This is a genomic window from Dictyobacter arantiisoli, from assembly GCF_008326305.1.
Lineage (GTDB): Bacteria > Chloroflexota > Ktedonobacteria > Ktedonobacterales > Ktedonobacteraceae > Dictyobacter > Dictyobacter arantiisoli.
Genome location: NZ_BIXY01000208.1, coordinates 1 through 2067, shown reverse-complemented (window position 1 = coordinate 2067; position 2067 = coordinate 1). Strand labels below are relative to the sequence as shown.

The 2067-nt window shown below is 52.2% G+C and carries 2 protein-coding genes; both read left to right on the top strand.

Features of this window, described 5'->3' with window-relative positions:
* Nucleotides 1-8: 8 nt before the first annotated feature.
* Nucleotides 9-635 (top strand): IS607 family transposase, encoded by a 627-nt coding sequence (locus F1593_RS27815; protein ID WP_149404803.1) that lies wholly within the window; start codon nt 9-11, stop codon nt 633-635.
* A complete protein-coding gene (locus F1593_RS27810; RefSeq protein ID WP_149404802.1) occupies nt 595-1890 on the top strand; it encodes an RNA-guided endonuclease InsQ/TnpB family protein in 1296 nt (431 codons plus the stop codon). Before F1593_RS27815 ends, F1593_RS27810 begins: the two co-directional genes overlap by 41 nt.
* Nucleotides 1891-2067 lie beyond the last annotated feature (177 nt).

The window sequence follows — 2067 nt, the reverse complement described above, 5'->3', positions numbered from 1 at the left end:
ATAGGTTTATGTATACACCGAGCGAATTTGGGGAAAGAATCCGCGTTTCCGTGAAGACGTTGCAACGATGGGATCGGCAAGGGGTGCTCAAGGCCCACCGAACCGCAACGAATAGGCGATACTACACGCAAGAAGACCTCCTCTCGCTTCTCCCTCAGGAAGCGGGGGTGAGACGGCGGATCATTGTCTATTGCCGCGTATCGAGTGTGGCGCAAAAGCCGGACCTGAAAAACCAGCAAAGGATACTGGCCGAGTTTTGTGAAGCGAACCGCTATGAAGTCGATGAATGGATCAGCGAAATTGGTGGGGGACTCAATTTCAAACGGAAACAGTTTCTGCGACTGGTTGATGCCATCATTGCGGGAGAAGTAGCAGTGCTGCTCATTGCCCACAAGGATCGGCTGGCACGTTTTGGATATCACTTGCTGGTGCATCTGTGCGAAACCCACGACTGCAAAATCGTGGTGATGAATACCGAACAGCTTTCTCCTGAACAAGAGTTGGTTCAGGATTTGATCACCATTACCCATTGTTTTAGCTCACGGTTGTATGGACTGCGTCGCTACCGCAAAGCATTGGAAAAGGCACTCACAGATGAAAACCGCGCACAAGATCAGAATGAACCCCACACCTGAGCAGGTGGAGTATCTGAAGCGTGCCTGTGGCACCCGTCGATTTCTGTACAATTGGGGGCGTGAACAATGGGAAAAACAGTATCAGGCGTATCGACTGGAACAGGAAACGACTCCTGAAGAGCAACGCGTGCTTCCCCCACCCAACGCGTTTGCGCTCAAAAAGCAGTTCAATGCTCTTCGAGCAGAGCTCTACCCCTGGACCTATGAGGTCACCAAGTGCGTGGTGGAAGGAGCCTTTGATGATCTGGGCAAAGCCTACAGCAACTTTTTTGCTGGGAGAGCGGAGTATCCGAAATACAAGAAAAAAGGAAAATCGCACGAATCATTTTATCTCTCCAATGATAAATGTACCATTGGCAGTCATTGGATAGCCATTCCAGGTTTAGGTCGTTTCATTCTGGATCAACGCCAACAAGGGAAAGATCGAGGGAAACTGAAGCGCAAGCTTGGAACCGTCAACCTGTCAGAAAAGCTGCGCTTTGTCGAGGTGGACACTGTTTCAACTCCCCTCAAGAAAGGCAATCGGCGCAAACAGATCCTCTGCGAGCGTGTGAAGATGCTGGCAGCGACAGTATCAAGTGAGGCTGGTCACTGGTATCTGAGCGTTCAGCTTGAGATCAAAAAAGCCGTGCCTCCCACTCCCTCACCAGTTGTCGGGGTGGACGTAGGGTTAAAGCAAGCTGCCGTCGTATCAGATGGGCGAGTGCTTGAGAACCAAAAGCCGCTCGCGCTCCATCTCAAAAAGCTCGGCAAACTGCAACGCCAACTCAGCCGCAAGCAGAAGATCAAAGACCCAGAAACAGGAAAAACCACATTCAGCAAGAACTATCAAAAACAGCGAGTGAAAGTGGCCCGAAAGCATCAGCAGATTGCCAACATCCGGCGGGATGTCCAGCACAAATTCACCACTGAGTTGGCCCGAACCTGTGGGACCATTGGCGTCGAAGATCTGAACATCTTGGGAATGATGGCCAATCGGAAGCTCTCACGTGCCGTGGCTGATGCGGCGATGGGACAACTCCTGCAGTTGTTGAAGACCAAGGTCGCGGCTTCTGGTGGCAATCTCTTCATTGCCTCGCGCTGGTTTCCCTCGACCAAACGTTGTTCAGAGTGCGGGCAGATCAAAAAACGGATGCCTCTCAAGCATCGCACCTATCAGTGTCTGGTTTGCGGGCTCGTGATCGATCGCGATCGGAATGCGTCCTTGAACTTGGCACAGTTTGCACACGACATGCTTCGCCGCCTTTCGGCGTAAAGGTGGCCGTCCTGGGTAGTGGCTACGACCGGACGTAAAATGCCTGTGGAGCTGGTGTGAGACCGAAGCGGGAGGGCTGATTCAAAGGTTCCCGTGCTCTGGCAACTGGCGATGAAGCAGGAACAACTGACCGCTCTGGCGTGTCTTGCACACGTTTGAGTATGAGAAAGGTAGCAG

Coding starts and splice junctions, on each gene's coding strand:
- F1593_RS27815 (WP_149404803.1), top strand. CDS start 9: ATGTATACACCGAGCGAATTTGGGGAAAGAATCCGCGTTTCCGTGAAG.
- F1593_RS27810 (WP_149404802.1), top strand. CDS start 595: ATGAAAACCGCGCACAAGATCAGAATGAACCCCACACCTGAGCAGGTG.